The organism is Sphingomonas sp. MMS24-J45, from assembly GCF_044881195.1.
Classification (GTDB): domain Bacteria; phylum Pseudomonadota; class Alphaproteobacteria; order Sphingomonadales; family Sphingomonadaceae; genus Sphingomonas.
In genome coordinates this window covers 2,940,396-2,966,170 of the sequence record NZ_CP173255.1, presented here as the reverse complement: position 1 = coordinate 2,966,170, position 25,775 = coordinate 2,940,396, and the positions used below count along the sequence as shown (strand labels likewise).

Below are 25,775 nucleotides of genomic sequence, written 5' to 3'. Positions count from 1 at the left end.
GCGCTCAATAGTCCTTCGACACCCGCACGTTGGCGCTTTGCCGCCCGAGCGTCGAGATGCTGGAGAGCACCGACAGCCAGCGCGTCACCTGGAACTCCACCTGCGTCGCGGAATAGCCAGCGCCATCGGTCACGATTTCGGCATAGAAGCGCCGCGTGATATATTTGCCCGCGGCGATCGAAGTGCCCTGCCCGGTGGTCGGGTCGGCGGAAACGAACCGAAGCCGGTCGAGTCCGGTCACCCGCCGTACCGCGTTGATCGGGTCCAATCCGCCCTTGCCGTTCTGCAGCGCCGCTACTGCAGAGGCGAGTTGCAGCGCCTCGGGCGCGGACAGCTTGGTAATCGAAGTGCCGAACAACAGGCGCGACAGCAGTTCGTCCTGCGGCAGCGCGGGCACGCTGGCGAAGGTGATCTCGGGCTTCTGTGCCGGCCCGGTGACGTTGATCGACGCATTTAGCCCGCTGGCATTGGCATTGGCGACGATGTCGAGTGCGGGGTTGGCCGGAACCTCGCCCGCAAACAGGATCTTGCCGCGTTCCAGCGCAAAGGTGCGCCCGGCGAAATCATAGGTCCCGCGCACCAGATCGGCGCGGCCGGTGATCGCCGGATTGTCGGGTGCGCCGCCGATCATCAGATCGGCCGACCATTCGCTGCGCAAACCAAGGCCGGTCACCAGCAACTGGTTCGGCGCGCGCGCCTTGATCGCCAGCGTCCACGGCACGCGGGGACTATCGTCCTCCTCACCGCCGCCGGGCACGTTGATTTCGCGGATGTTGAGCTGCGGCACAGCGCTCGCCGCACTTGCCTGGCCAAGCCGATACCGGCTCTTGTCGAGCCGCAGATCGCCCGAGATCGTGCCGCCCGCCCCGTCCGACTGGAAGCGCAGCGGGCCGGTGACCGTCGCGCCGATATCGTCACGCGCGATCATCACCGCGCGGTCGGCCTGCACCGTCAGATCGAGCCCGATCCCCTTGGGTGCGGCGAAGTCGAAGCTACCGGTCCCGGTCACCCGCCCGCCCTTGCCCGCATCCGCCGCAAAGCGGTCAAGTGTCAGCCGCGATCCCGCGAACTGCCCATGTGCCTGCACGTTCGTGAGCACCGTGCCCGTCACCGTGCTTTCGATCTTGGCACCGTTCGCCTCCACGACGCCCTTGATCTGCGGGTTCGCCACCGTCCCGCCAACGTCTGCGCCGATCGCGACCGGGCCGGTCAGATCGAACAATTCCACACCGGTCAGCCGCCACAGCGTATCGGCTGCGCCGTCGTAGCGGAGTTGCCCGAACACGCCCGCCCTCTGCACGCGCTCCGCCAAGCCCCCGCCGGCTGGCAAGGTCAGCAGCATCTGCGCCCGCCCGACGGTTTTGCCTCCGGTTGCCGCCACCGCGCGCGCAGCAATCCGGTCGGCCGAGAGCAGCCCCGATATCCCGACATCCACCGGGCGCGAGGACAGGATCAGCCCTGACCGCGTCAGCCCACGCACCGTCATGTCGATCTTGCCGGTCGGTGCCGCCCCGCCCCCTTGCGCATAGGACAGCGTGCCCGACGCGCTGCCGCCCAGCCCCAGCCCCGGATAGCCGATGTCGAGGATCGACAACGGCATCCGCGCCAGCGTCGCATCGATCGCGCTCGATCCGCCGGTGAAGCGCCCCGACAGCTTGGCGTCGCCCCCGGCAAAAGCCAGCTCAGTGGGGGCCAGCCGCCAGCCATCGCCATCGCGCGTGAAGACCGCCGGCGTCACCAGCTTCAGCGGGCGCCGGTCGAGCGTTCCCTGCGCCGACACCTCATAGCGGGCGGGCGTCACCTGGACGACCGACTGGATATCGAACGCCCGCCCGCGCGATCCGGCGATCGACGCAGTAATGCTTCCGGTACCGCCACGCAGGCTCGCCCGCGCGGCAAAGCGCCCGATCACCAGCGCACCGCGCCTTAGGCCACCCCCGGTCAGGTTCGCCTCGATCGATGTGCCCGCCGGATCGAGCAACGCCACCGCATCGAGATGCGCGCGCCGCACCGTTATCGTATCGGCCAGCTTCGCGGCGGCCGCGTCGAGATGCGCCTCGATCCGCTGATTCCCGTCAACCGGGCGGAACAGCAATTCACCGCCCAGCCCACCGCCAGCAACCGCCAGCCGCCCGTCGAAACCGCCCGGCACGATCGCCAGCGCCCCCTTGGCGTGCGCACCGCTTACCGCCAGATCGGCGATGGAGATCGTCCCGCCGCCGCCCCTCGGCAGCAGGATCGCGCCGTTACCCGTGAACTCCCCCAGCCGCGATCCGCCGCGCGCGGTGAAGGCAAAGCCCTCCGCCGTGGGGTCGAGGTGCGCGACAACATCGCTCAACCCCATCGTCTCGTTGGGTCGCTTGAACACCAGGTCGAGCGTCGGCCGGTCGATCTTGCCGTCCAGCTTGATCGTCAGCGGGCCATAGGTCGCCTGCTGCCCCACACCTTCGAAATGGAACGTCCCGTCGCGCCGCCGGATGCCGTTTCCGGTGATGCGGATCTGCGGCCCGGTCAGCACGAGATTGTTGAGGTGCAGCACGCCATCGGGCGTCCGCTCCAGCCCCGTCACCAGCCTGGGCAACCCGCCCGCCAGCGAGCGGAAGAACGCATTCTCCAGCGTCAGCATCTGCGCGCTGCCCTGCCCGATCACCCGCGTGCCGCGCCCGCCCGGCCCCGGCACGACCTTCAGCTCGGTCTTGACCTGCACCAGCCCGAGACCGGGAATCATGTAGCGCCCAAGACCGCCATTGATTCCAATGTCATAGCGGCCATCGGTGAGATCGAGCAGCAGGTTGATCCGGCCGTTCAACTTGTCCGACGACAGTTTCAGATCGTCACCCGTGACGAGCTTCGACGTCACGCGCAGCACGCCATCGAGCGTCAGGTTGCGCAAAATCCCGCCCGCGACATCGCCCACCCCCGTCACGCGAGCGGCGGTAAAGCGGATCGGCACGAGGACCGGAGCCTTCGAGAAACGCCCGCGCCCCGCCGCGCGCGCATCCTCGAACCCGGTATTGTCGAACGCGAAGCGCTGCGCCGTCAGGCGATAATCGAACGCGGCGGTGGCAAAGGTCCCATCGAGGATCGCGCGCAATTCGATCGCGCGCCCTGTCATGTTGGGGAACAAGGCGGACGGCTGGAGCAAGGTCGCGTGGAGCCGCACCGTGCGAAACGCGCTCTCCGCCAGATCGAGCGTGCCATCCGCCGTCACCGCAAGCGCAGCCGAGCGCAGCGACAGCGTGCCCGCCAATTGCCGGTCCACCAGCGTGCCCCCACCCTGCACCAGCACGCGCGGCGCGGTTAGCCGTTGCAGCTTGCCATGCGCCAGCGGTGACGGCGTCAGCACCCCCGACAGCGCATAGCGGCCCGCCTGATTGGACATCGTCAGATCGGCCAGCCGCACCGTCCCGACATCGGCCACCGCCGCCCCGCGCCACGCGGCCCAGGTCCCCTTGCCCGACACATCGAGCGCGATCGGCCTGGCAAAGCCCGACAGCTTGGCGAGCACGCCGGCCGCACTGCCCCGCGCGTGCGCATCGAGTTCGAGCCGATTACGATCGGGTTCGGCGTCGAGATGGACGCGCAACGCGTCGCTGCCCGCCACCACCGCCGCCAGATCGACCAGGGCGCGGCCCGCGTGGATATCGGCGCGCGCTTTGATTCGGCCAACGCGCTGCACTCCGGTCACCGGCGGCGCGACGACGAGCCGATCGATCGCCAGCGATCCGATTCGAATGTCGAACCCCGGCAGGATTGGGCCCTTCTTGCCCGAAGGAATCAACTCGGGCAGCCGCGCCAGTGTCGCGCGCGGCACGTGGAGGCTGGTGATGTCGAGCCGGTTGACGAAGTAACGCAGCGGTGCCCAGTCGAGCTCCGCCCGCGGCGTGGCGAACACCAGCCCCTTCCGGTCGCGCACCCGCACGTCGATCAGCACCGCCTTGCCGTAAATCGACCCGTCGATCCGCCCGATGCTGTAGCGCAGGCCATTGGACGGCTTCATGCCCGCGATGCTGTCGGTCAGAAAACGATGCCCGATGCTCGTGTCCATCAGGCCGATCGCCGCCAGCGCCAGCAACACCGGCGCCACCAGCACCGCGAGCGCGATCCGCCCCCAGCGCCGTCGCTTGACCGGCGTCGAGGGGGGCGCGGCCGCGTCGTCGCTCAAAACGCCTGCCCCAAAGAGACATAGACCGCCACGCGCGCATCGCCCTTTTGCGGGTTGAGCGGCGTGCCCACGTCGATGCGGATCGGCCCGAAGTTCGAATAGTATCGCACGCCCAGGCCAGCCCCGAAGCGCAGGTCGCTAAAGCTCGGCAAGGTGCCGGTGGAGATGTTGCCGCCGTCGAAGAAGGGCACCACGCCGAAATTGCCGAACGCCTTGACGCGCGCCTCGATCGAAAATTCGGCAAGGCTGCGTCCACCGATCGGCACGTTGTTGGGGTCGCGCGGGCCGATCCCCTGATAGCTATAGCCGCGCACCGAAGCCCCGCCGCCCGCATAAAAACGCCGCGACGGCGCGACCGCATCGCGCGGCGCACCGGCGATCGTGCCGAGCCGCACGCGCCCGGCCAGCACCGCGCCGGTCGCCACGGTGCGATACGCGCTCGCATCGACCTGAAGCCGCGCATAGCCGAACGCATTCCCCTCCAGCGACAGTTCGGGCGACAGCCGCCCGCTCAGGCGAAACCCGCGCGTCGGATCGAGCAGATCGTCCGATCCGTCATAGCTGAGCGTCGTCGGCAGCGCGCCGATGAAATAGGTTCGCCGCCTGGGTGCGCCGGTCGAGGCATCCACGTCGCGCTCCTCCGACGCGAGCAGTTCGCCGCCCACCGACCATGTCCATTTCTTCTGAAAGAAAATGTTGGTCTGCCGCTCCAGGCTGCCCGCCAGCCCGAAGGTGCGCGCCTGATACGCATCGCGCGTCAGGTTCGATGCGGTCAGCGACGCGGTCAGAATCCGATCGCGCCCGTGGAAATTGTTGCGGCGGAAGATCGCGCTGGCGAGCTGTTCCCGCGTGCCGAGCACCCCGCGCAACGTCAGCGCCCCCTCGGGCGGGAAGAGGTTCCGATGCGTCCAGCTGATCTCGGCCCTCGCGCCCTCGCCCGTGCCATAGCCGAGCTGCCCCGCGATCGTATGCGGCGGCGCAGGCTCCAGCCCGACCGCGATATCGACCGTGCCCGGCTCCTTGCCCTCGACCGGCTCGACCTTGACGGTGGAGACCAGCCCGGTCTGGATCAGCGCACGCCGCAGATCGACCAGCGCCGAGGCGTCATAGGGCTGCCCCGGCGTAAAACGCGCGATGTCCTGCACATGGCGGGCGTCGAACAGCTTGGTGCCCGACGTCATCGTCACCTGCCCGAACCGCCGCTCTCCCCCGGGCACCACCGCCATGTCGAGCGTCGCGGTGCGTGCGGCGCGATCGACCACGATCTGCGGATCACCGATCACCGCGAACGGGAAACCGCCATCGGCGATGCTGTTGCGCAGGCTGGTCTCGCCCGCCGCGACCACATCGGAATTGACCGCATCGCCGGATGTCACGCCGAACGCCTTGCGCAACGCCTCGGCCTTTTCCCCGGCCGCATCGATCCCGGCGACGGTAACGCCCTGAAACTTGTAGAGCGTGCCGGGATCCGCATCGAGCACGACCAGCGGCCGCGTCGCGCTCGGTTCGACACGCGTCACCACGCGCGCGTCATAATAGCCTTCGGAACGCAGCAAGGTCGTCAGCAACGTCGCATCCTCACGCGCCCGACGATCGAGCTGCGCGGCGTTGGCGCTTTCCTTGATGTTGGCCTTCAGCGTGGAAAGCTGCGCGAATCGATCCTTCAGCAGCGTGCTCGCCACCGCGTCGATCCCGTCGATGCGATAGTCGTAGCGTGTCTCTCCGGTCAGCGCGGCCTGGGCCTGCGGGTCGACCGGCTCCTCGGGTGCCTTTGTCAGATCAGGCCAGGCAACGCCCAGTCCCGGGAGCTCTGCCATCGGCGATTGCGGATCGAGTGGCCCCGGCGCGGCAGGCTGCGCAGGCGCCGGATCGGCCGGGCGCACTTGCGCCACGGCACCGTTCGGGGCGCATCCAGCATAGAAAATTCCGGCGGCGATCAGCAACGCGCCCCGCCGCTCGACCGACAATGCCATGCCGCTGTCCTAGGGGGACCGCGCGACTCCGGCAATGCTTCGGATCAATGAACCGTGCCGACCGCGCGCTCGACCGAGAGCAGCACGATCAGCCGCTCGATTTGCCGCCAGCGGCAGAAATGCAGGTAATTGCCCAGGTCACGACTGCGATCCGCCCGCGCCGCCGCCTCCAGCCCGGCTTCGTCACCGAACATCGTGATCAGATCGGTGGCATCGCTCAGTTCCGCCCGGTCGGCGAGATACGGCATGTACGACATTGGAACTCCGCGAAGAACTGGCCAAAGCTTTTCGAGCGCTGGCTTCACGCTTCGTGCCAGATGCCGCGAAACGCGGCACGCGGCGGGTCGTAGCGGTTAATGGTTTCTCCCATATCGATCCGCCGCTCCCGCGATGGGACGCTGGCGTCCTGCGGCGGGACATGGCACAGCGCCGAAATGGCACGCACCACTCCCCCTCGCTATCCGCTCGCCGGCGGCGCGCTCATCGCAATCGGATCGATCCTCGGCACCGCGATCGGCCTGTTCACCGCCGTCGGCCCAACGCGCGGCTTCCTGATCGGGCTCGCGACCGGCGTCGCGATTTCGTGCGTGATGTGGCTGCTCGATTTGCGGAAATAGCGCCCGCCCGAGGCACGGCGCGACCTTGTACTTGAGGCGCTCGTGCAGCGCGCTATACCGCAGTGCGGCAAATAGCCGCTCGATGACAGACCGGAGCGCATGGCCCGATTGTCCAGTACATGGGGAAAGTATGATCACTTCAGAATTCGTGGCTTCTGCATCGGCTTCGGAAAACACGGTTGCATCCAAGCGCGTATGGAACACGCCAAGTATCATCGCCGGCGAGGCCGGGGATACGCAGAAGAACTTTCTGAGCGGCGAAACGTCGCAATCTGGCACGAACGTCGGCCCTTCCTGATCCGAAAGATACAGCGCCCGACCGCATGGTCGTTCGGGCGCTGTCACTCTCGCGCCGGAGAGTGTGATATCGTCCTGGCGCAGGAACCAGACGCTGCAGGGACATTGCCGATGAACGCAAACGCCATACGGTTCGGCGGCGCAATGCTTGCCCTGCTGACCCTCGCCTTGCCGGCACGAGACCCGGCGGCGGCCGACGCTCAGGCCGAACGCGCCGCGAAAACATCGAAGACGATCGAACTATCGGGCGATTACACGATGCCGATCGTGCTCAACGGCAAGACCGCAACCGTAAAGGTCGCCGCCGACGCCCTCAAATGGCCGATCTACAACAGCAGCCTCGCGACCGAACTCGATCTCAAATCCGGCCCTTTCGGCGGCACTGGCAAGACCGAGGAGGGCGAAAAGGTCACGATCCGATCGAAGATCATCCGGGGCCAATATGGCAGCAAGAAAAAGCGCCAGCGCGCCTTATGGACCAATCGGAACGACTTTACCGGCTTTGACGGAGTCGTCGGGCCGACCGGCATCGGCTACGATGTCGTTCGCTTCAAACGCCACGACCCGGCACCGGGCGAGCGCATCATCACGCACCCCCTGCGCAGTTTCCCCTTCTTCGGGCTGGTCACCGCCACGTTCGAAATGGAGATCGCGGGCGAACGCGTCGGTGTGGATTTCAACCTCGATCGTGCTGACACGCTCGTCAACGCATCGACCGGAAAATTGCTGGCAGATCATTATGGCGGCGTACTCAGCGGAGATCCCGTCATCTACGCCTTGTTCAACGGCAAGAACCGGCCCGGACGACGCCTGGTTCTCGCACGGCCCTTGTCGATCGACGGCCTCGACGTCGGCAATGTCGCGGTGCGGATCCGCCCGGAAGCCAGATCGAGCATCCCCGATGCGACCATCGTGCCCGATCCGGACGAAATCGTCGTCACCGCAAACAAGAAGAAAAAGCCGACCTATCACATGACGCTCGGGACCGATTATCTCCGGTCATGCTCGTCGGTCACCTTCGACCTGCGCGCCAGGTCCGTCGCGCTGTCCTGTCTGTAAACGGTCGCGCGACCGGCGCCTGATGACGCAGATCGTCGCCGATTGCGCAGCGGCGGGCAAGCGCGCCTGGACCGCGCCGACGGTGATCGACCCAAATGTCGAGTTGAAGACCAGCAAGCCTGCCGATCCGTACGAAAGCCCGACTTCCGGCCCGTCCTGATCCAACCCGGCGGTGCCTGCCTCGCTGTGCCGCGGGCACCGCTCAGATCACGTTGCACCATCGCATCGCCAGCAGATCACCATCGCTCATCGCATAACCCGCGATAGCCAGACCACCCGCCCGATGATCTCCGCACTGTCCGTCTCGAATGGCGGATAGGCCGGGTTGTCGCTCGTCACGCATACGCGCTTCCCTACCCGCGTCACGCGTTTGACCAGGAGCGCTCCCTCCAGCCGCAACACGAAGATCGCCGGCGTCGCGGTGATCCGCCGATCGCGCTCGTCCACCACGATCTGATCGCCGTCGGCAATGGTCGGCTCCATCGAATCGCCTCGTGCCCGCAGCATCGCGGCGTGGGCCGGGTCCAGCCCCAGCGTCTCGATCAGGCGCGGGTCGAGCAGCATCGGCGCGGCGCTCGGATCATCGCCGCCGATTGCCCCGGGGCCAGCCGAAGCCTCGATATCAATCCGCCGGATCACCGCCATCCTCGGCCGCGCCGACGCGCCCAGTTCAGCCTCGTCGATTCGAAAATAGGCCGCCAGCAAAGCCCGGTCGCGCTCGGCCAGCACGCGCGGCGTCCCGCGCCTCACATATTGCTGCAGGTATGCGTCGTTGCGCCGCAACATCCGCGACAGCGCGGTGAAACTCACCCCGTCAGCATCGATCAGCGCCTGCAGCCGCGCCCGAGGATCACCACCATCCATCACCGCACGATAGTCCTAGGAAATTTCCTAGACAAGTTGGAAAATGGAACAGATCATGAACATGCCGCGAGAATCGAAGGAGCGAAGGGCATGTCGGTATTGGTGAAAATCGATCGCTATCTAAAGGCCACGGCGATGCCGCGGACCAAGTTCGGGCGGCTTGCGGTGCGCGATCCGCGGCTGGTCGATGATCTGCGGCGTGGACGCGAACCGGGGCCGCGCATGGTGCGGCGGATCGAGGCGTTCCTCGCCACGCACGATGCCACGCCCCCGGAGCAGCGCCCATGAGCCGCGGTCCGGATGCGGGCACGCTGGTCCGCCGCGCGATCGAGCGCGATGCGCGGCGTGTCGGGTATGCGGTCACGCTCACGCTCGAACAATCGACGCGCTGGGCCAGCGCCACCTTTGTCGGCGCGCGCCATCGCCTGTCGCTCGGCGGGCCGGACGACACCGACTTCGCACACTGGCTCGATGCCTTACCCGAAGCGAATCTCCCGATTCGTGGCCATCTCATCGCCGATCTTGCGATAGTGGCGCGCCACTGCACCGCCGGCCGCATCGCGGCGACCGTCGAGGCGCTCACCGTGGAAACCTGAAAAAAGCGTTCTGAGTGGCACTTTCGTCACTTTCCACATGGATTGTCCCCCGCGCCCGCCCCCGCTACGGCTAGGCGATGTCCGATCCGCGCATCATTGCCGTGACCCTCGACGAACGCACGATCCTGTGGCGCTCGGCGGATATCGAGCAGGAGCGCCGAATCGCGATCTTCGATCTGATCGAGGGCAATTATTTCGCCCCGCAAAAGACCTATCCCGACGGGTACGCCGGGCCCTACAAGATCGAACTCGCGGTCGAGGAAGGGCGGCTCGGCATCGCGATTCACCGCGAGGATGGTACCCATCTCGAGACCTACGTCCTCGGCATGGGCCGCTTCCGCCGCCCGATCAAAGACTATTTCGCGATCTGCGACAGCTATTACCAGGCGATCCGAAATGCGACACCCGACCATATCGAGACGGTAGACATGGCGCGGCGCGGCATCCACAACGAGGCGGCAGAGCTGCTCAAGGAACGGCTGGAGGGCAAGATCGACATCGATTTCGACACCGCCCGCCGCTTGTTCACGCTGATCTGCGTGTTGCACATCAAATCATAATCGGGGCGTAATGCGGGGGTTGAATCGGTGAGTGTCCGCCTGTGGAACAGACGGATCGCGCAAGTGTCGGCATCGCTGGTCGGGATTGGGCTCGCGGCGTTCGGGGCGGTGACGCTTGCCTGGCATTGGCGACCGTCGGATCGCTTTCCGTTCCAGGGCGTGGACGTGTCCGACGCCAATGGCCCGGTCGATTGGTGGACGGTGCGCAAGGACGGCGCGGACTTCGCCTATGTCCGCGCGACCAGCGGCGCCGCGATGCGCGATCCACGGTTCGAGGCGAATTGGGCGGGCGTCCATGAAGCCGGGCTGCGTCGCGGGGCGATGCACGCCTATTCGCTGTGCAAGCTCGCGACCGACCAAGCCAACAATTTCAACACCACCGTGCCCCGCACCCGCGACGCCCTGCCCGCGGCGGTCGAGATCGACTTCGCGCCCGATTGCACCTCCCGGCCCGAGCCGCGCGTGGTGGTCGACGAACTCCGCCGCTTCCTCACGATGGTCGAGGCGCACACCGGCAAACCCGTGCTGCTCAAGATCAGCAAGCCGTTCGAGGCGGCCTATGGCGTCACCGCCGCGCTCCCGCGCCCGGTCTGGGCGGTGCAGGATTTCTTTCCGCCGGAATATCCGGCACGACCCTGGCGGATGTGGCAAGCAAGCGGCATTCGGCGAATCGACGGTGTCGAAGGGCCGGTCCATTGGAACGTGGTGGCACCATGAATGACGAAGAAACCGGCCGCACTCTCATCGCGGCCGCACGTACCGCGGCACTCAACGCCCACGCTCCCTATTCGCGCTTCGCGGTCGGTGCCGCGGTGCTGCTGACCGACGGGCGGATCGTGACCGCCGCCAATTTCGAAAATGCCAGCTACGGCCTCTCGCTCTGCGCCGAGACGGTCGCACTCGCGAGCGTCAGCAGCGCGGGCGACCTGCGGGAGGTCGTGGCGATCGGCGTGATCGGCGGGGCGATGGACGATGCGGGCCGCCCGACCGGCATCGCCCCGGTCGGCCCATGCGGGCGCTGCCGCCAGATCATCAACGAAGCCGCGCAAATGGGTGGCCGCGATGTGGCCGTCTACTGCGGCGCCGCGGAGGGCGACGCGGTTGACCGTTACGCGTTGTCGGAGCTGCTGCCGCAGGCCTTCGGCCCGGCCGATCTGGGATTGGGTGCCATTCTGTAAGGGGACCGGATATGCGGGTATTGGCGGCACTACTCGCAAGCGCGCTTCTCCTCGCGCCGGCCGCATCCCGCGCGCAGGTCAAGCTCGATACGCTCGACGAACAGGTACGCGCTGGCATGGCGGAAACCGGCGCGAAGGGATTGGCGCTGGCGGTCATCGATCGTGGCAAGATCGTCTCGGTACGGACCTGGGGCGCGCGCAATGCCAAGGGCGACCCGCTGACCCCGGACACAGTCATGTATGGTGCGTCGCTCACCAAGGCGGTGTTCGCCTTCACCGTGCTGCAACTCGCCGCCGAGAAGCACATCGATCTCGACACCTCGATCGCCACCTATCTGAAAAAACCGCTGCCTGACTATACCGGCGTGGAGGGTCGCTACGCCGATTGGAGCGGTCTGGCCGGAGACGAACGCTGGCGCAAACTGACGCCCCGCATCCTCCTGCAGCACGCGGGCGGCTTCGCCAATTTCGGCTTCCTCGAACCCGACCGGAAACTGCGCATCCATTTCGACCCAGGCACCCGCTACGCGTATTCGGGCGACGGCATGATCCTGCTGCAATTCGTACTCGAACGGGGGCTTGGCTTCGATCTCGGCAAGGAGATGCAGGCCCGTGTTTTCACGCCGTTCGGCATGACGCACACGAGCATGACATGGCGCCCCGACTTCGCGGCGAATCTGGCCGATGGTTGGAAGCTGGACGGGTCGGGCGAGCCGCATGATGAGCGCAGCAAGGTCCGCGCCGCGGGATCGATGGACACGACGATCACCGATTTCGCGCGCTTCGCCGCGGCCTTCATGCGCGGCCAAGGGCTGAGCAAGGCGATGCGCGCCGAGATGGTGCGGCCGCAACTGCCGATCACCACCGCCACGCAATTCCCCACGTTCCAGCCGGAACTGCCGGTGGCGGCCCGCATACAGGATTTATCCGCAGGTCTTGGCGTGGTTACCTTCCGCGGACCGCAGGGACCGGGCTTCTACAAGGGCGGGCATAACGATTCGACCGGGAACACCTGGGTCTGTGTCGAACGCGGCAAACGCTGTGTCGTCATCCTGTCGAACGATGTGCGCGCCGAGCCTCTGTTCCCGCGCTTGATCCGCGCGGTTCTCGGCGAAACCGGAGCGCCCTGGGCTTGGGAGTACGGGCCGCAAGCCGTGGCGGGCCGGTAGGAACGGATCGCGGTCGCCCCTTGCCCAATGGACGCGGAGCCGCAAGAAGCGTTAGCCAAAGGGAGCCGAACAATGTCCATCCTGTCCGACCGCTGGATCCGCGAGCAGGCGCTCACCAACGGCATGATCGAGCCGTTCGTCGACGGCCAGAAGCGTGACGGCTGCATCAGCTACGGCCTGTCCTCCTACGGCTATGACGCGCGCGTTTCGGACGAATTCAAGGTCTTCACCAACATCGACAGCGTCATCGTCGATCCAAAGGATTTTGCGTCGAACAGCTTCGTCGATCGCAAAACCGATTGCTGCATCATTCCGCCAAACAGCTTCGCTCTGGCGCGAACGGTCGAATATTTCCGCGTTCCCCGCGACGTGTTGGTCATCTGCCTCGGCAAATCGACCTATGCGCGCTGCGGGATCATCGTAAACGTGACGCCGCTGGAGCCCGGCTGGGAGGGGCATGTCACGTTGGAATTCTCGAACACGACCCCGCTGCCAGCGAAGATCTACGCCAATGAAGGCGCCTGCCAATTCCTGTTCCTGCAAGGCAACGAGCCGTGCGAAGTCAGCTATGCCGACCGTGCCGGCAAATATATGGGCCAGCGCGGCGTGACCCTGCCCCGGCTTTAGGCCGGTTGGCGGGCGGCGCGACTGCGCGCCGCCGACATCATCAGCGTGCGGTAAGCTGCGTCGCCTCCATGCTGCCGAGCGCGGCCTTGGCGAGCGTGTGTGCGGTGCGCGGCTCTGCCGCATTGGGCAGATCCATCATCTCGTCGGGCCGCGCCAGCACGGCACGATACAGGGAGCGCGCTTCGCTCACGCGGCCGGTGTGCCGGTAGACCGATGCCAGGTTGAGCAGCAGATCCGGATCGCCGGGAAACATCTTCGTCTGCGTCTGAATGATCCGTTCGGCGGACGCGTAATCACCTTTCATGATCTGGACCGCGCCATTGCCTTCATCGGCGAGTGCAGCGGTTGAGCCGAAGAGCGCGGCGGCGGTGGCGATGCAGCCGAAGCGAGCAATGTTCATAAAGCCTCCTGTCCTTCCGTGACGATACGGTTTCATATTTGTTACAGTGTTGTGTCACTTCTATGAATGGTAGGCAAGACGTTTCGAATCCGGAATTCTCCTTAGGCTGCGGTCCTGGCGGACAAACAAAAAGGGCGGCCCCGAAGGACCGCCCTAATTGGGTACGAGCTTGCGTAACGATCAGAAATCGTTGCGGAACTGCTCGTTGCCGATGAAGCCAAGCTTGGTCACTTCGGACCGCTTGATGATCGCAAGCACCTTGTCGACCTTCTCGTAGCGTGCTGCAGGATCGGGCTGGAAATGCAACTCCGGCTCCGGGTTGAGCGACTTCGTCGCGACCAGATACTGCTGCAGCGTCGCCTCGTCGGTCGGCGCGCCATTCCACAGAATGACCCCGTCCGGCTGAATGACGATCTTGTTCTTTTGCGGGTCGATCAGCGGCTTGGTCTGGTTCGGGTCGTTGATCGGCAGATCGACCTTCACCGCGTGCGTCTGGATCGGGATGGTGATGATGAACATGATGAGAAGCACGAGCATGACGTCGATCAGCGGCGTCGTGTTCATATCCATCATCGGCTCGTCATCACCGCGGCCGGCGCTGATTGCCATATCAAATACTCCTTGGTGCTAACGCACGCATTAAGACGCTGCGGTGGGGGCCGGCGGCTGCGAGATGAAGCCGACCTTGGCGAAACCGGCCTGCTGCATCGTGTAGATGGCACCGCCGATGCAACGATACGGCGTGTTCACGTCGCCGCGGATATGCGCCTCGGGCAGATCGTCGGTCGTCAATTTGTCGGCACCGCCGGCCTTGTCGACGATTTCCTTGAGCTTGTCGGTCGAACGCTTGAGCAGTTCCTCATGCGTCACGCGCGTCTCACCCCAATAGACCAGGCAGTTGCCGCCGGTATCGGCCATGATCGAAAGCGAGACGTTCTCGGGCTTGGTTTCCGTCGGCATGTAGCGGACGTCGGGCAGCTTCACCTTCACCGTCTGCACGATCGCCGGGATCGTGATCAGGAAGATGATGAGCATGACCAACATGACGTCCACCAATGGCGTGGTGTTGATGTCGGACATTGGGGCGTCTTCGTCGCCGCCGCCTACACTCATTGCCATAAAAGGCCATCCTATTCGTATCGTTCATGCTGCCCGGAGACCCCGGACAGCGAGGGAAGCGAGGTCGCCCGCCGGGCGACCTCGTTCAAAGGCTTTTAGACGCGCGTCTGAACACCACCGGCTTGGCCAGCGGTCGTCGTTGCCGGCTTCGCCGCAGCAGGCTTTGCAGCAGCAGGTGCCTTGCCCGCAACGACCGGGCGCACTGCGCCGTCCGAAGCGAGATAGCCGAGCACGTCGTTCGAGAAAGCGCTGAGACGCTCCGCGATCGCCTTGTTGCGGCGCTGCAGGAAGTTGTAGGCCAGCACGGCCGGAACCGCGACGACGAGACCGACGGCGGTCATGATCAGTGCTTCACCGACCGGGCCTGCGACCTTGTCGAGCGAGGCGTCGCCCGACTGCGCGATCTTGATCAGAGCGCGCAGAATGCCGACGACGGTACCGAACAGACCGATGAACGGTGCGGTTGCGCCCGTCGTGGCGAGGAAGGCGAGACCGCCGCCCAGCTGCGAGTTGATGGCTGCTTCCGAACGCGCGAGCGAACCGTGCACCCAGTCATGCGCTTCGACCGGATCGGTCAGACGCGAATGCTGCTCCTGTGCGTAGATGCCGTCGTCCACGATCTGCTTGTAAGCCGAGTTCTTCTCGAGCTTGGCCGCACCTTCACGGAGCGAGTTGGCGGTCCAGAACGTCGCACGGACGCGCTGGCCCTGGTTGATGATCTTCTGCTGCTCGAACAGCTTCGTGAACAGGATGTAGAGCGAACCGAACAGCATGATGCCAAGGATGCTGGCTGTGACGATCGTCAGCGCGCCGCCCTGGGCAAGAGCGTTGAAAACGCCGAATTGGTCGGCGGCGCTTTGACCGGCGGCGAGGATTTGCGTGGACATCAGAGGTGGTTCCTTCTCGAAAAAATAATCGGGCAGCAGAGCGGCTTACCGCTCACACAAAGTCTTATTGTTCGGGCAAGCGCCAGACGACGTTGCGTCCGGAAGAAGAGCGCATCGGATTGCCCGCGGCATCAAGTGCGGGCGTATACCGACCGCGGCGGGTAATGTTCGCGCACGCCGCACGATCAAGCGAAGCGTTGCCGCTGGAAGCGACCACGACGCAGTTTTCGACGCGTCCGGCGGTATTGATTTCCCACTTGATGCGGGAGGTACCCTGCGCTTCCGCGCTCAGGGCATCCGACGGATAGTCGTCGGTGGTAACCCATTGCGACGGATCGCCTTTAGCACCGGCCGCCTTGCTGATCGCTGGCGGGGCTGGAACCGGAACCGGAGCCGGCGCAGCGGCGAGCGGCTGGGGAGGAGATGGTGGTGGAATGGTAGCCTGCGAAATCACCGGAGGCGGCGGCGACTGCACCCGCACCAGCGGCGGAGGCGAGACGACCGGCGGGGTCTGCAACTGCGGCTGCTCAGGCGGCGGCGGCGGTGGCGTTTCCGGAGGTGGGGGTGGCGGTTCGACGACGTCGAACGTGTTTAGCTTTTCGGTCATCTTCTTCACGTAGGAGAAGGTCAGACCGTTTACGAAGCCGTAGCACAGCACCGCGACCACGATCGAGACGATCACGATCGATACGACGCGGCTGCCACTTGTATTGCGATCAGCGTAAGCCATTCAGAAACGAAACTCCTCTATTCCGGCACGACGGCTCCAAGCCGATCCGTAACGTCCAATCGTTATCCGGGCTGTCACTGGGCGACTATGTATCCTGGACAGGGGTAAACCTCTATCGCGCTCAAAACCGCGACGCAAACGCTTTGTCTCACGCAACAAACGTACAATCCCTGCGTGGCAGAATTATTTCTATATAAAAACGTCATGGGCGAGTAACGCTTAGCAATGATCCACGTTCCTAAATCCGCGCTGGCGGCGCTGCTCGCCGTTCTCCCCGCATCCGCACTCTTTGCCCAGCAACCCGTTATAATACCACAACAAAATACGCCTCCAGCGCTCCCCTATGCCGATTATGCGGATTTGGTCGTGGCGGCGCCGGTGGTCATCGACGCGACGATCCGCAACGAAATCCGCCTTAAAACGCTCGACGCGCCGGGCCTCAGGCCGGGCGATGCGCGGCTCTATATAGAGGCCGATGTGCTGGCACTGATTCGCGCACCCGGTGCGATTGCGGCGCGCGTAGGGTATACAATTGACGTGCCGCTCGATGCGCGCGGCCGACCGCCGCGCTATCGCAAGGCGCGAGTCCTGCTGTTCGCGCGTGGCGTGCCCGGCAATGCCGGACAGATCCAGCTCGTCCGTGCGGACGGGCAGCGCAGCTGGTCCGCAGCGGGAGACGCCCTCACCCGCCGCATCGTGGCCGAGACACTGGCCCCCGATGCGCCACCGACGATCACAGGAATCGGCAACGCATTCCACACTCCCGGTAACATTCCGGGTGAAGGGGAAACGCGAATCTTTCTGACCACCGAGGATGACCGGCCCATTTCGATCGGCATCGTGCGGCGCACCGATCAGCCCCGGCATTGGTCGGTCGCGCTGGGTGAAGTCGTCGGAGAAGGCAACCCACCGCCGCCGCGCGACACGCTGTTGTGGTACCGGCTCGCCTGCACGCTGCCGCCGACCTTGCCCGATACGGTGATCAGGTCGACCGGCGCTGACGCGGAAATCGCGCGCGAGGATTATGCGTTGGTGGTGCAGACGCTCGGCACGTGCGATCGCGGCGGACGGCCGTAAAGACGCTCAGCGTGCGGTGATACGCAGCGCTTGGCCGGTGCTCGATTCGGCCCCGGCAAGGAAGCGCGCGGCGGCGACCACATCCGCCTCGTCCGCCCCCGGCGCCACGTCGATCGCCGCGATCCGTTGCGCAGGCGCGCGAGCGGCGGCGAGTGGGCCTATCGCCGCAAGCACCATCGCGCGATCGAGGTCGGGCACATCGGATGCGATGACCAACAGCGCGACCGCGACCGCATCGGGCACCGCCGCGAGATCGGCAGCGCCTCGCGGGAAGACCAGCGCCACATTCGCGCCAATCGCCTGCGTCACTGCCGCTTTCAACGGCGGTTCCGCACCATCGTGATGCCGATCGCCTCGCCCGCCTCGGCAATGGCGAGCTTCACGATCGAAACCTCGACCCGGGCAACGCGCTTGTCCTGCAGGAACAGCGTCTCGCAGATGTGATCGGCCACCGCCTCGACCAGCGTGAAATGCACGCCTTGGGGCAATGCCGTTGTCGCAGCGTGTTTCAGGTCCAAATAATTTTTCGACGCACTAAGCGGCGTATCCGGCTCGAATCGGGGCGGCACGTCGAGATCGACCGTCAACGAAATCCGCAGCGGCTGCGGCAGGTGCGTCTCCTCCGAATAAATGCCCGTCAGCACCATCACTTCGAGGTCGTGCACGTTCAGCGTCAATCGGTCGTTCAAGGCAGGCCTTCCATCGCTATGGGCGCGCGCCATAGCAGATGCGCCGGGAAGGGAAACCGTCAGGCCGTCGAACTGGCCCGCGCCGACGCCGATTCGTACCAGCGCTGGACGTTGGCATGGCCTGCAGGGACCGCCAGCTTCGCTGCCTTCGCAAAATCAACCGTGATCAAGGCTGAAATGTCGGCAAAGCTGTACGCCTCGGTGGCGATCCAAGTCCGCCCGGCCAGATGCCGGTCAAGCGCGCCCATAAAAGATTGCCACAAGATCGCGCCGCGCTGCGCCAATTCAGGAATCTGCGGAACGGCCGGCCATTTGCCCGCGACACCGCGATCGCGAAACGCTTCGCGCTGGTTGCGCAGGACATAGACGACCGCAGCATAGCCTTCCTGCTCGATCCTGCGCGTCCACGATTCGATTCGGGCAATGTCCAGCGGCGTTTCGCCAAACAACGGTGACGGTGCGCCAAGCGCCTCAAAATAGCGGCAGATCGCTGAGGACTCGCAAATCACCTCGCCCGAGTCGAGTTCGAGCGCGGGCACAGCGCCCCGCGGATTGACCCGCAGATAGGCGTCACCAAGCTGTTCATCGGTGCGCAGGTCGATCATCACCCGCTCGATCTCGATACCTTTTTCGGCCAGATAGAGTCGTACGCGGCGCGGGCTTGGGGCCCAGACGGCATCGTAGAGTTTCATCGCGGCCCCTCCGTTCGACTTGCGTTCGCAGGCGTGCAGGCTAAAGCGCGCGGCCCCGCCGGTCTATGGCGGATGAGGAAACGCCCGTGATCGAATACGTACCGATTGCCGCGATCGACCCCGAACAGGTCGAACACTTGCTCGATCGCGCGTTCGGCGCCGACCGACACAATCGTACGGCGTACCGCATCCGCGACGGGATGGCGGCAATCCCTGAATTGAGCTTCGCGGCGGTGGAAGATGGAGCAATGCTCGGCACGATCCAATGCTGGCCGATTCGCTTTGCCGGCGATGACGGCGTCGACGTGCCGATGGTACAGCTCGGCCCGGTTGCGGTTGATCCGGCGCGGCAGCAGGGCGGCATTGGCCGCGCGCTGACCGCGCACGCGCTGGCGGCGGCGGAGGCAGCCGGTCTCGCCGACGTCATCACCCTCATCGGCGATCCCGAATATTATCAGCGTTTCTTCGGCTTCGACGCGTCGCGCACCGCAGCGTGGCGCGTTCCCGGCCCAGTCGAGCGGCACCGCTTGCTCGCGCGGGGACCGAAGGTGCCGGAGGGCGCGGGGATGCTTGGGCCGCGGATTACGGCAATCGCCTGACTTTACCTCGCACCGCCCGTGCCGTACCGCGCGTGCTATGCCGATGGAGCCTATCCCCGACCTTTCCGCTTTGTCGCTCGCTGACATCGCCCGCCTTGCCGAAGAGCGCAAATTGCCGCCGATCGAGCGCTGGAATCCGACACATTGCGGGGACAGCGAGATGCGCATCGCGCGCGATGGGACCTGGTATCACCAGGGATCGCCGATCGGGCGTGAGACGATGGTGCGGCTGTTCTCAACGATCCTGCGGCGCGAGCCCGATGGCTCCTATGTGCTTGTCACCCCGGTCGAGAAGCTCGATATCGCGGTTGAGGATGCCCCCTTCGTCGCGGTCGAACTGAAGGCCACGGGCACCGGGCGCGACAGCAGTCTCACGTTCCGGCTCAACACCGGCGACCTGGTCACCGCCGATGCGGCCCACCCGCTTCGCTTCGAGGCGGGCGAAGACGGCCCCCGCCCCTATCTCCACGTTCGCGGCGGGCTCGATGCCGTGGTCGCGCGTGCGGTCTATTATGAGCTGGCGCAACGCGCGATCGATGGCGACGACACACCGCCTGGCGTTTGGAGCGCGGGCCAGTTCTTCCCGATCGAGCCGACTGCGACAGGCCCTGCGGCATGACGTTGGTCGAACGGCTGCGCCACGCGCTCGATCTGGCGCATGACGGCGATACGGTGTTGCTGACCGGCGATCATGCCGATCTCGACGCGCTCGCGACCCCCTTGGCGCAAGCGGCCGTGCTGGTCGCGGTGACCGATCGCGCCGAACCCGGCGTCATTCTGACGCGGCGTACCGATACGCTGTCACGCCATGCCGGGCAGATCGCCTTTCCCGGCGGCCGAATCGATCCCGACGACGCCAGCCCGTCTGCCGCCGCGTTGCGGGAGGCGGAGGAGGAAATCGCGCTGCCGCGTGACCGCGTCACGCTGGTCGGTGCGGCCGATCGCTACCGCACCGTCACCGGGTTCGAAGTGACCCCGGTGATCGGCGTCGTCCCACCCGATCTGGTCTTCACCCCCGCCGCCGCCGAAGTTGCGGCGGTGTTCGAAGTGCCGCTCGGTTTCCTGCTCGATTCGGGCAATCACGTTGAAGCCAGCGTCGAGTGGCAGGGCCGCAACCGGCATTATTACGAGATCATCTGGGGCGAACATCGGATCTGGGGCGCGACGGCAGCGATGATCGTCAATCTCTCGCGGCGGCTGCGATGGAGCAATTGACTCTGCCCGACGCCGCATGGCGTGATCGGTCCGGCCTGGCGGCGCTATGCGAGACACTTGGGGCCGCGAATGGCGACGCGCGATTCGTCGGCGGAGCGGTCCGCGATACGCTGCTCGGCATCGCGGTGTCCGACGTCGATATTGCGACGCGCCACCGCCCCGAGGAGGTTATCGATCGCCTGGCCGCAGCGCGGATCAAGGCGGTTCCCACCGGTATCGCCCACGGGACGATCACGGCAGTGCTGGGCGATGGCCATCCCGTCGAGATCACCACATTGCGCAGCGACGTGACCACCGACGGACGACACGCCACGGTTGCCTTCACGGACGATTGGCGCGCCGATGCCAGCCGCCGCGATTTCACGATCAACGCGCTTTATGCCGATCCGCTGAGCGGCGAGATTTTCGATTATTTCGATGGCCGCGCCGATCTTGCGGCGGGGCGCGTGCGCTTCATCGGCGATCCGCTGCAACGCATCGCCGAGGATCATCTGCGCATCCTCCGCTTCTTCCGTTTTCACGCGCGCTTCGGCGATGTGCCCGATGCCGCGGCGCTGGCGGCGTGCACGGCGCGCGCGAACGATCTGATGGCGCTGTCGCGCGAACGGATCGCGGCGGAGATGCTCAAGTTGCTGGTGGCGCGAGGCGCAGTCGCGACGCTGACGCTGATGGTCGAGTGCGGTATCCTGCTGCCGGTCCTGCCGGAGATCACCGCCGATGGGGTTGCCGCCGTCGCACGTGTCGCGGCAGCAGAAGTTGCGGCCGGTCTCGATCCCGATCCGATTCGCCGACTCGCCACTGTCCTGCCGCGCGACCCCGTCGTGGGGGAGGATGTCGCCGCCCGTCTGAAACTCTCGACTGTGCAGCGCAAGCGAATCGTCTCCGCGCTGACCGCCGACGTGCCGAGCCCAGAGGCGCTGAGCTATCGTCTTGGACAGGAGCGCGCGCTTGATCGCTGGCTGATCGCTCGTCCCGGGGATCTGGATGGTGCCCGCTTTATCGCACGCTGGACCGCCCCCGCCTTCCCGCTCACCGGCGGCGCGATCGTTGCGCGTGGCGTGGACAAGGGGCCGGACGTCGCGCGCCTGTTGAAACTGGTCGAAGATCGCTGGATCGAGGAGGACTTTCCCGATGCGACCCGCGCCGGCGAAATCGCCGACGAGGCGGTCGCTCAGCTCAAGCGATCAGCCAGCATCGCATAAGCTGCCTCTGCCTCGAGCGGCTTCGCATAGAGATAGCCCTGGCCGTAGGTGCAGCCGAGCGCCGCCAGCGTCTGCGCCAGTTCGTTGGTCTCGATCCCCTCCGCCGTCGTCTGCATCCCCAGCGCCTGCGCCAGTGACAGGATCGCGCGGACGATCGCGATCTTGTCCCGGTCGCACAGCATCCCGGTCACGAAGCTGCGATCGATCTTCAAAACGTCGATCGGCAGCTTTTGCAGATAGGCAAGGTTCGAATAGCCAGTGCCGAAATCATCCATCGCGATCGTTGTGCCAAGATCCTTCAGCGCCTGCATGATTCCGGCGATGCGGTCAGGATCGGTGACAAGTGCGCTTTCAGTCAGTTCCAGCGTAAAGCGCGATCCGTCGAGGCGGTGGGCAGCCAGCGCCGACTGTAGCACCGGCGCGATCGAATCGCGCTGCAATTGGATCGCCGACAGGTTGACCGCCAGCTTGACGCCGCAATGCCCGCCAAGCCGGGCATCCCATTGCGCGAGCGTGGCTGCCGCCTCCTGAATTGCCCAACGGCCGAGCGGAACGATCAGTCCCGATTCCTCGGCAACCGGGATGAAGGTGTTGGGGGAGCGTTCGACGCCCGATTCGTCGCACCAGCGCGCCAGCGATTCGAACGCCACCAGCCGCCCGGTCGAAAGATCGACGATCGGTTGATAGGTCAGCCGCATCTGCCCGCGCTCGATCGCACGCCGCAGCGCGGTCTCCATGCCGAATTGTTCGCGTGCGATGTCGAACGCCTGCGTCTGATAGGCCTCGGTCTTGCCGGTGCTTTTCGAACGCTTGACCGCGAATTGGGCGTGCCGGATCAACTCTTCGCTATCGTCGATCTCCGGCGACCCGAACGCGATGCCGATCGAACACGCCACGCGAATCTCGAAATCGGAGAGACGGAACGGCGTTGCCAGCGCCGACTGGATGCGCCGCGCGACCTGTTCCGCATCGCCCACGCCATCGTCCAGCGTCAGCAGGATGCCAAATTCGTCACCCCCCGTGCGCGCCAGCACGTCCTGTGCTCGAAGCGCGCCCTTCAATCGGCGCGCGACGGTGATGAGCAGTTCGTCCCCGGTCATCGATCCGAGACAAGCGTTGACGCGGCTGAACCGGTCGAGATCGACCACCAGCACGGCATAGCGCGCCCGCAGCGCCGGATCGGCCAGCAACGTCTCCAGCCGATCGCTGAAGCCAGCGCGATTGGGCAGGCCGGTCAGGCTGTCGGTCAGCATTTCGCGGCGCAAATTGTGCTCGGTGCGCAATTCTGCGGTCTGATCGACCAGCACCAACATGCAGCGCTGTTCGGGGTTGCGCGTCAACCGAGCGAGCGTCGCCTGGTAATGACGGCATTCGACCGCGTCACCGTAATCCACGTGAAATTCGGCGCGCAGCGAATCACCTTGCACGAAGGCGACGATCCGGTCCTCGATCTGCGCGATCAGCGAACGCCGCCGCTCTCCGCCGCCTAATCCAGCAATATCGTGGGCCCGATTCGTTGTGACAACGGACACGGCCGGTTTCGCGTCGGTTTCGCTCGCGCTTTCAGACAGCTGGACCAGAGCGGCCGGCACCGGCAGCAGGTTGATCGCGCTCGCGGCAGCGAAGACCGCGGCCGCTTGCGCGTCGACCTCCGCCGACGCGCGCGCGGCAGTAAAGGGGTTCAGGCGAGGATGCGACTTGAGCGCCATTTCCCAAACCATAGCGCCGAATTGTTAAGAACCCGGTCAACACATCGATTTTTCAGGTACTTGCAGTGGCACTGTCAAAACCTGCCGCGAACGCTCGTCAGAAGCGATTGTCGCGCGGGAAACCGTTTGGCGGCATCCGACCCGCCGCCCCGCGTGCGGCACGCCACGGCGCGAGATCGGTCTCGGTACGGGTGCGGCCGGTATCGCCGCCCATCGCCCAGCTCAATCCTTGCGCAAAGACGAACGTCTTCGCATCCGACAGGCCCCCGTCGCGGAAGCGCATCAGTTGCACCCCCTGTCCGCGCGACAGTTCGGCGAGTTCGGTGAGCGGAAACACCAGCAACCGCCGATTGTCGCCGATCGCGGCGACATAATCCGCTTCGGGATCAACCGGGCGCACGATCTTCAGTTTCGCGCCGAGCTTGGGCGTCACCACCGTCTTGCCCTTGCGCGTCTCTGCCAACACGTCGGCCGTACGCACGATAAACCCGCGCCCGTCGCTTGCCGCGACCAGCATTTTCTCCGCCACGCTCGCGCGGAATACGCCGACGATGCCCACATCGCCGTCAAGATCGATCATCAATCGCACCGGTTCGCCAAAACCGCGCCCACCGGGCAGTTTATCGGCACCAAGCGTATAAAATCGCCCGTTTTCGGCCGCGATCACGATCTTGTCGGTGGTCTGCGCAGTCAGATCGAACAGCGCAGCGTCGCCATCCTTGAACTTCAGCGCGGCAAGCCCGGCGGCATCGAGATGCCCCTTCATCGCGCGGATCCAGCCGCGTTGCGACAGGATCACCGTGATCGGCTCGCGCTCGATCATCGCATCGAGCGGGATTTCGCGCGCCGGGGCCGCCTCCGCCACCGTTGTACGCCGCTTGCCGAGCGCGGTCTCGGGACCATAGCGCTCGCGCAACTTGGCGAAATCCTTCTTCAGCCGCGTACGCTGCCGCGCCTCGCTGCCAAGAAGCGCCTCCAATCCGGTACGCTCGGCCTCAAGCGTGTCCCGCTCCTTGCGCAGTTCCATCTCCTCAAGCCGCCGCAAGCTGCGCAGCCGCATGTTGAGGATCGCCTCAGTCTGACGGTCGTTGAGCTCAAACTCGGCCATCATCACCGGCTTTGGCTCATCCTCGGTGCGGATGATCTCGATCACGCGATCAAGGTTAAGATAGGCGACGATGTAGCCGTCGAGCAGTTCGATCCGGTCGGCGATCTTGGATAGCCGATGCGCGGTACGCCGTTGCAGCACGATGAACTGATGCGCGATCCACTCCGACAGCGCCTGCCGCAGGCTCATCACGCGCGGCGTGCGGGTCGCATCCAGCACGTTGAGGTTGAGACTGAAGCGCACTTCCAGATCGGTCATCCGGAACAGGCTTTCCATCAGCATGTGGGCATCGACCGTGCGGCTACGCGGTTCGATCACGATGCGGATTTCACTGTCCGATTCGTCGCGAATATCCGCCAGAATGGGGAGTTTCTTGTCGTTGATGATCGCCGCGATCTGCTCGATCAATTTACCCTTCTGGATCCCGTACGGAATTTCCGTGACGACGGCGTTCCACGTGCCGCGCCCCTGATCCTCGACATGCCAGCGCGCGCGCAACCGGAACCCGCCGCGCCCGGTGGCATAAGCTTCGGCAATCGCCGCCGGGCTATCGACGACCAGGCCGCCGGTCGGAAAATCTGGGCCTTTGACATGCTCGAGCAGCGCCGCGTCGCTCGCTTCGGGCTGGTCGATCAGCAGGATCGCCGCGTCGTACAGTTCGGCGGCATTGTGCGGCGGGATGTTCGTGGCCATGCCGACCGCGATTCCCGCCGCACCATTCGCTAGCAGGTTGGGGAAGGCTCCGGGGAAGAGCTCGGGTTCCTGCTCCTCATTATTATAGGTGGGTTTGAAGCCGACGGCGTCCTCGTCGAGCCCCGCCATCAAATCCATTGCGACCTGCGTCAGCCGCGCCTCGGTATAGCGGAAGGCGGCGGCGTTATCGCCGTCGATATTGCCGAAATTGCCCTGCCCCTCGACCAACGGATAGCGCACCGAAAAATCCTGTGCGAGCCGGACCATCGCGTCATAGACCGAGGCGTCGCCATGCGGGTGATACTTGCCGATCACCTCGCCCACGACGCGCGCCGATTTCTTGTACGGCGTCGTCGGGTCCATCCGCAGCTGCCGCATCGCCCACAGCAGGCGGCGATGCACCGGCTTCATCCCGTCGCGCACATCGGGCAGCGACCGCGCCGTGATCGTCGACAGCGCATAGACGAGATAGCGGTCGGACAGCGCACTATCGAACGGGGCATCGACGATGGCTTGGAACGGATCGGTCAGGTCGGTCGGCATGGCATTT

At 65.3% G+C, this 25,775-nt stretch carries 30 protein-coding genes; 16 read left to right on the top strand and 14 right to left on the bottom strand.

The window, feature by feature from the left end:
* Positions 1–4: 4 nt before the first annotated feature.
* The 3 genes from AB5I39_RS14425 to AB5I39_RS14415 are packed head-to-tail and all read right to left on the bottom strand — an operon-like array spanning position 5 to position 6,395.
* Complete coding sequence (locus AB5I39_RS14425) at positions 5–4,165, bottom strand: translocation/assembly module TamB domain-containing protein (RefSeq protein WP_404368270.1); 4,161 nt, start codon at positions 4,163–4,165, stop codon at positions 5–7.
* Positions 4,162–6,138 carry an autotransporter assembly complex family protein gene (locus tag AB5I39_RS14420; RefSeq protein WP_404368267.1) on the bottom strand — a complete coding sequence of 659 codons (1,977 nt, stop codon included), beginning with the start codon at positions 6,136–6,138 and terminating at the stop codon, positions 4,162–4,164. Before AB5I39_RS14420 ends, AB5I39_RS14425 begins: the two co-directional genes overlap by 4 nt.
* Positions 6,139–6,182: 44 nt before the next feature.
* On the bottom strand, positions 6,183–6,395 hold the full coding sequence (locus tag AB5I39_RS14415) for a hypothetical protein (RefSeq protein WP_404368265.1): 213 nt from the start codon (positions 6,393–6,395) through the stop codon (positions 6,183–6,185).
* Positions 6,396–6,572: 177 nt separating this feature from the next.
* On the opposite strand from AB5I39_RS14415, the gene AB5I39_RS14410 reads away from it, so the two are divergent.
* From AB5I39_RS14410 to AB5I39_RS14395, 4 genes are all read left to right on the top strand, one after another.
* Positions 6,573–6,755: a hypothetical protein gene (locus tag AB5I39_RS14410; protein WP_404368262.1), complete on the top strand. Its 183-nt coding sequence runs from the start codon at positions 6,573–6,575 to the stop codon at positions 6,753–6,755.
* Positions 6,756–6,885: 130 nt separating this feature from the next.
* Positions 6,886–7,053, top strand: coding sequence for a hypothetical protein (locus tag AB5I39_RS14405; RefSeq protein ID WP_404368259.1), 168 nt, complete (start codon positions 6,886–6,888; stop codon positions 7,051–7,053).
* 110 nt (positions 7,054–7,163) lie between these two features.
* Positions 7,164–8,111: a hypothetical protein gene (locus tag AB5I39_RS14400; protein WP_404368256.1), complete on the top strand. Its 948-nt coding sequence runs from the start codon at positions 7,164–7,166 to the stop codon at positions 8,109–8,111.
* A 22-nt stretch (positions 8,112–8,133) separates the two neighbouring features.
* On the top strand, positions 8,134–8,271 hold the full coding sequence (locus tag AB5I39_RS14395; RefSeq protein WP_404368253.1) for a hypothetical protein: 138 nt from the start codon (positions 8,134–8,136) through the stop codon (positions 8,269–8,271).
* 86 nt (positions 8,272–8,357) lie between these two features.
* On the opposite strand, the gene AB5I39_RS14390 is transcribed toward AB5I39_RS14395, so the two are convergent.
* Complete coding sequence (locus AB5I39_RS14390; protein ID WP_404368250.1) at positions 8,358–8,975, bottom strand: helix-turn-helix transcriptional regulator; 618 nt, start codon at positions 8,973–8,975, stop codon at positions 8,358–8,360.
* Between the two features lie 90 nt (positions 8,976–9,065).
* Between AB5I39_RS14390 and AB5I39_RS14385 the strand changes: the two genes are divergently transcribed.
* The 7 genes from AB5I39_RS14385 to dcd all read left to right on the top strand — a co-directional run bounded on the left by AB5I39_RS14385 (position 9,066) and on the right by dcd (position 13,105).
* Positions 9,066–9,263: a hypothetical protein gene (locus AB5I39_RS14385; protein ID WP_404368247.1), complete on the top strand. Its 198-nt coding sequence runs from the start codon at positions 9,066–9,068 to the stop codon at positions 9,261–9,263.
* A complete protein-coding gene (locus AB5I39_RS14380) occupies positions 9,260–9,571 on the top strand; it encodes a hypothetical protein (protein ID WP_404368245.1) in 312 nt (103 codons plus the stop codon). The genes AB5I39_RS14385 and AB5I39_RS14380 overlap by 4 nt, the downstream gene beginning before the upstream one ends.
* A gap of 77 nt (positions 9,572–9,648) precedes the next feature.
* On the top strand, positions 9,649–10,131 hold the full coding sequence (locus AB5I39_RS14375) for a UPF0262 family protein (protein WP_404368242.1): 483 nt from the start codon (positions 9,649–9,651) through the stop codon (positions 10,129–10,131).
* A gap of 27 nt (positions 10,132–10,158) precedes the next feature.
* A complete protein-coding gene (locus tag AB5I39_RS14370) occupies positions 10,159–10,848 on the top strand; it encodes a GH25 family lysozyme (RefSeq protein WP_404368239.1) in 690 nt (229 codons plus the stop codon).
* Positions 10,845–11,309, top strand: coding sequence for a cytidine deaminase (locus tag AB5I39_RS14365; protein WP_404368236.1), 465 nt, complete (start codon positions 10,845–10,847; stop codon positions 11,307–11,309). The genes AB5I39_RS14370 and AB5I39_RS14365 overlap by 4 nt, the downstream gene beginning before the upstream one ends.
* Positions 11,310–11,320: 11 nt before the next feature.
* Positions 11,321–12,478 (top strand): serine hydrolase domain-containing protein, encoded by a 1,158-nt coding sequence (locus tag AB5I39_RS14360; RefSeq protein WP_404368234.1) that lies wholly within the window; start codon positions 11,321–11,323, stop codon positions 12,476–12,478.
* Positions 12,479–12,550: 72 nt separating this feature from the next.
* A complete protein-coding gene (dcd, locus tag AB5I39_RS14355) occupies positions 12,551–13,105 on the top strand; it encodes a dCTP deaminase (protein WP_404368231.1) in 555 nt (184 codons plus the stop codon).
* A 40-nt stretch (positions 13,106–13,145) separates the two neighbouring features.
* Here dcd and AB5I39_RS14350 read toward each other — a convergent pair whose 3' ends face one another.
* The 5 genes from AB5I39_RS14350 to AB5I39_RS14330 form a co-directional block, all read right to left on the bottom strand.
* Positions 13,146–13,505, bottom strand: coding sequence for a tetratricopeptide repeat protein (locus tag AB5I39_RS14350; RefSeq protein WP_404368228.1), 360 nt, complete (start codon positions 13,503–13,505; stop codon positions 13,146–13,148).
* Positions 13,506–13,685: 180 nt separating this feature from the next.
* A complete protein-coding gene (locus tag AB5I39_RS14345) occupies positions 13,686–14,114 on the bottom strand; it encodes an ExbD/TolR family protein (protein ID WP_404368225.1) in 429 nt (142 codons plus the stop codon).
* Positions 14,115–14,144: 30 nt separating this feature from the next.
* Positions 14,145–14,624, bottom strand: coding sequence for an ExbD/TolR family protein (locus AB5I39_RS14340; protein WP_404368222.1), 480 nt, complete (start codon positions 14,622–14,624; stop codon positions 14,145–14,147).
* Between the two features lie 95 nt (positions 14,625–14,719).
* Entirely contained in the window at positions 14,720–15,511 is a 792-nt protein-coding gene (locus tag AB5I39_RS14335; protein WP_404368219.1) for a MotA/TolQ/ExbB proton channel family protein, read from the bottom strand.
* A gap of 64 nt (positions 15,512–15,575) precedes the next feature.
* A complete protein-coding gene (locus tag AB5I39_RS14330) occupies positions 15,576–16,241 on the bottom strand; it encodes an energy transducer TonB (RefSeq protein WP_404368216.1) in 666 nt (221 codons plus the stop codon).
* A 225-nt stretch (positions 16,242–16,466) separates the two neighbouring features.
* Between AB5I39_RS14330 and AB5I39_RS14325 the strand changes: the two genes are divergently transcribed.
* Positions 16,467–17,318, top strand: coding sequence for a hypothetical protein (locus AB5I39_RS14325; protein WP_404368213.1), 852 nt, complete (start codon positions 16,467–16,469; stop codon positions 17,316–17,318).
* Positions 17,319–17,324: 6 nt separating this feature from the next.
* Here the strand turns inward: AB5I39_RS14325 and AB5I39_RS14320 are convergent, their stop codons facing one another.
* From AB5I39_RS14320 to AB5I39_RS14310, 3 genes are read right to left on the bottom strand one after another with little or no spacing between them, the layout of a single operon-like run.
* Positions 17,325–17,627 carry a Rossmann fold domain-containing protein gene (locus tag AB5I39_RS14320; protein ID WP_404368210.1) on the bottom strand — a complete coding sequence of 101 codons (303 nt, stop codon included), beginning with the start codon at positions 17,625–17,627 and terminating at the stop codon, positions 17,325–17,327.
* Positions 17,628–17,635: 8 nt separating this feature from the next.
* Positions 17,636–18,007: a dihydroneopterin aldolase gene (locus AB5I39_RS14315; protein ID WP_404368207.1), complete on the bottom strand. Its 372-nt coding sequence runs from the start codon at positions 18,005–18,007 to the stop codon at positions 17,636–17,638.
* A gap of 59 nt (positions 18,008–18,066) precedes the next feature.
* Positions 18,067–18,699 carry a glutathione S-transferase family protein gene (locus AB5I39_RS14310; protein WP_404368204.1) on the bottom strand — a complete coding sequence of 211 codons (633 nt, stop codon included), beginning with the start codon at positions 18,697–18,699 and terminating at the stop codon, positions 18,067–18,069.
* A gap of 86 nt (positions 18,700–18,785) precedes the next feature.
* Here AB5I39_RS14310 and AB5I39_RS14305 point away from each other — a divergent pair, with 86 nt between their 5' ends.
* The 4 genes from AB5I39_RS14305 to AB5I39_RS14290 are packed head-to-tail and all read left to right on the top strand — an operon-like array spanning position 18,786 to position 21,715.
* Complete coding sequence (locus tag AB5I39_RS14305) at positions 18,786–19,298, top strand: GNAT family N-acetyltransferase (RefSeq protein ID WP_404368201.1); 513 nt, start codon at positions 18,786–18,788, stop codon at positions 19,296–19,298.
* Between the two features lie 37 nt (positions 19,299–19,335).
* Entirely contained in the window at positions 19,336–19,917 is a 582-nt protein-coding gene (locus AB5I39_RS14300; RefSeq protein ID WP_404368199.1) for a DUF1285 domain-containing protein, read from the top strand.
* Positions 19,914–20,513, top strand: coding sequence for a CoA pyrophosphatase (locus AB5I39_RS14295; protein WP_404368197.1), 600 nt, complete (start codon positions 19,914–19,916; stop codon positions 20,511–20,513). Before AB5I39_RS14300 ends, AB5I39_RS14295 begins: the two co-directional genes overlap by 4 nt.
* A complete protein-coding gene (locus AB5I39_RS14290; protein WP_404368195.1) occupies positions 20,501–21,715 on the top strand; it encodes a CCA tRNA nucleotidyltransferase in 1,215 nt (404 codons plus the stop codon). Before AB5I39_RS14295 ends, AB5I39_RS14290 begins: the two co-directional genes overlap by 13 nt.
* On the opposite strand, the gene AB5I39_RS14285 is transcribed toward AB5I39_RS14290, so the two are convergent.
* Together AB5I39_RS14285 and parC are read right to left on the bottom strand one after the other, a co-directional pair.
* Entirely contained in the window at positions 21,685–23,424 is a 1,740-nt protein-coding gene (locus AB5I39_RS14285; RefSeq protein ID WP_404368192.1) for a putative bifunctional diguanylate cyclase/phosphodiesterase, read from the bottom strand. The two genes, AB5I39_RS14290 and AB5I39_RS14285, sit on opposite strands and share 31 nt — an antisense overlap.
* Before the next feature lie 97 nt (positions 23,425–23,521).
* On the bottom strand, positions 23,522–25,768 hold the full coding sequence (gene parC, locus AB5I39_RS14280; RefSeq protein WP_404368190.1) for a DNA topoisomerase IV subunit A: 2,247 nt from the start codon (positions 25,766–25,768) through the stop codon (positions 23,522–23,524).
* Positions 25,769–25,775: the final 7 nt, after the last annotated feature.

What these genes read in the sequence shown, in the direction of transcription:
- AB5I39_RS14420 (WP_404368267.1), bottom strand. Translation starts at nt 6,138, where the DNA reads ATGGCATTGTCGGTCGAGCGGCGGGGCGCGTTGCTGATCGCCGCCGGA.
- AB5I39_RS14415 (WP_404368265.1), bottom strand. Translation starts at nt 6,395, where the DNA reads ATGTCGTACATGCCGTATCTCGCCGACCGGGCGGAACTGAGCGATGCC.
- AB5I39_RS14410 (WP_404368262.1), top strand. Translation starts at nt 6,573, where the DNA reads ATGGCACGCACCACTCCCCCTCGCTATCCGCTCGCCGGCGGCGCGCTC.
- AB5I39_RS14405 (WP_404368259.1), top strand. Translation starts at nt 6,886, where the DNA reads ATGATCACTTCAGAATTCGTGGCTTCTGCATCGGCTTCGGAAAACACG.
- AB5I39_RS14400 (WP_404368256.1), top strand. Translation starts at nt 7,164, where the DNA reads ATGAACGCAAACGCCATACGGTTCGGCGGCGCAATGCTTGCCCTGCTG.
- AB5I39_RS14395 (WP_404368253.1), top strand. Translation starts at nt 8,134, where the DNA reads ATGACGCAGATCGTCGCCGATTGCGCAGCGGCGGGCAAGCGCGCCTGG.
- AB5I39_RS14390 (WP_404368250.1), bottom strand. Translation starts at nt 8,975, where the DNA reads ATGGATGGTGGTGATCCTCGGGCGCGGCTGCAGGCGCTGATCGATGCT.
- AB5I39_RS14385 (WP_404368247.1), top strand. Translation starts at nt 9,066, where the DNA reads ATGTCGGTATTGGTGAAAATCGATCGCTATCTAAAGGCCACGGCGATG.
- AB5I39_RS14380 (WP_404368245.1), top strand. Translation starts at nt 9,260, where the DNA reads ATGAGCCGCGGTCCGGATGCGGGCACGCTGGTCCGCCGCGCGATCGAG.
- AB5I39_RS14375 (WP_404368242.1), top strand. Translation starts at nt 9,649, where the DNA reads ATGTCCGATCCGCGCATCATTGCCGTGACCCTCGACGAACGCACGATC.
- AB5I39_RS14365 (WP_404368236.1), top strand. Translation starts at nt 10,845, where the DNA reads ATGAATGACGAAGAAACCGGCCGCACTCTCATCGCGGCCGCACGTACC.
- AB5I39_RS14360 (WP_404368234.1), top strand. Translation starts at nt 11,321, where the DNA reads ATGCGGGTATTGGCGGCACTACTCGCAAGCGCGCTTCTCCTCGCGCCG.
- dcd (WP_404368231.1), top strand. Translation starts at nt 12,551, where the DNA reads ATGTCCATCCTGTCCGACCGCTGGATCCGCGAGCAGGCGCTCACCAAC.
- AB5I39_RS14350 (WP_404368228.1), bottom strand. Translation starts at nt 13,505, where the DNA reads ATGAACATTGCTCGCTTCGGCTGCATCGCCACCGCCGCCGCGCTCTTC.
- AB5I39_RS14345 (WP_404368225.1), bottom strand. Translation starts at nt 14,114, where the DNA reads ATGGCAATCAGCGCCGGCCGCGGTGATGACGAGCCGATGATGGATATG.
- AB5I39_RS14340 (WP_404368222.1), bottom strand. Translation starts at nt 14,624, where the DNA reads ATGGCAATGAGTGTAGGCGGCGGCGACGAAGACGCCCCAATGTCCGAC.
- AB5I39_RS14335 (WP_404368219.1), bottom strand. Translation starts at nt 15,511, where the DNA reads ATGTCCACGCAAATCCTCGCCGCCGGTCAAAGCGCCGCCGACCAATTC.
- AB5I39_RS14330 (WP_404368216.1), bottom strand. Translation starts at nt 16,241, where the DNA reads ATGGCTTACGCTGATCGCAATACAAGTGGCAGCCGCGTCGTATCGATC.
- AB5I39_RS14325 (WP_404368213.1), top strand. Translation starts at nt 16,467, where the DNA reads ATGATCCACGTTCCTAAATCCGCGCTGGCGGCGCTGCTCGCCGTTCTC.
- AB5I39_RS14310 (WP_404368204.1), bottom strand. Translation starts at nt 18,699, where the DNA reads ATGAAACTCTACGATGCCGTCTGGGCCCCAAGCCCGCGCCGCGTACGA.
- AB5I39_RS14300 (WP_404368199.1), top strand. Translation starts at nt 19,336, where the DNA reads ATGCCGATGGAGCCTATCCCCGACCTTTCCGCTTTGTCGCTCGCTGAC.
- AB5I39_RS14295 (WP_404368197.1), top strand. Translation starts at nt 19,914, where the DNA reads ATGACGTTGGTCGAACGGCTGCGCCACGCGCTCGATCTGGCGCATGAC.
- AB5I39_RS14290 (WP_404368195.1), top strand. Translation starts at nt 20,501, where the DNA reads ATGGAGCAATTGACTCTGCCCGACGCCGCATGGCGTGATCGGTCCGGC.
- AB5I39_RS14285 (WP_404368192.1), bottom strand. Translation starts at nt 23,424, where the DNA reads ATGGCGCTCAAGTCGCATCCTCGCCTGAACCCCTTTACTGCCGCGCGC.
- parC (WP_404368190.1), bottom strand. Translation starts at nt 25,768, where the DNA reads ATGCCGACCGACCTGACCGATCCGTTCCAAGCCATCGTCGATGCCCCG.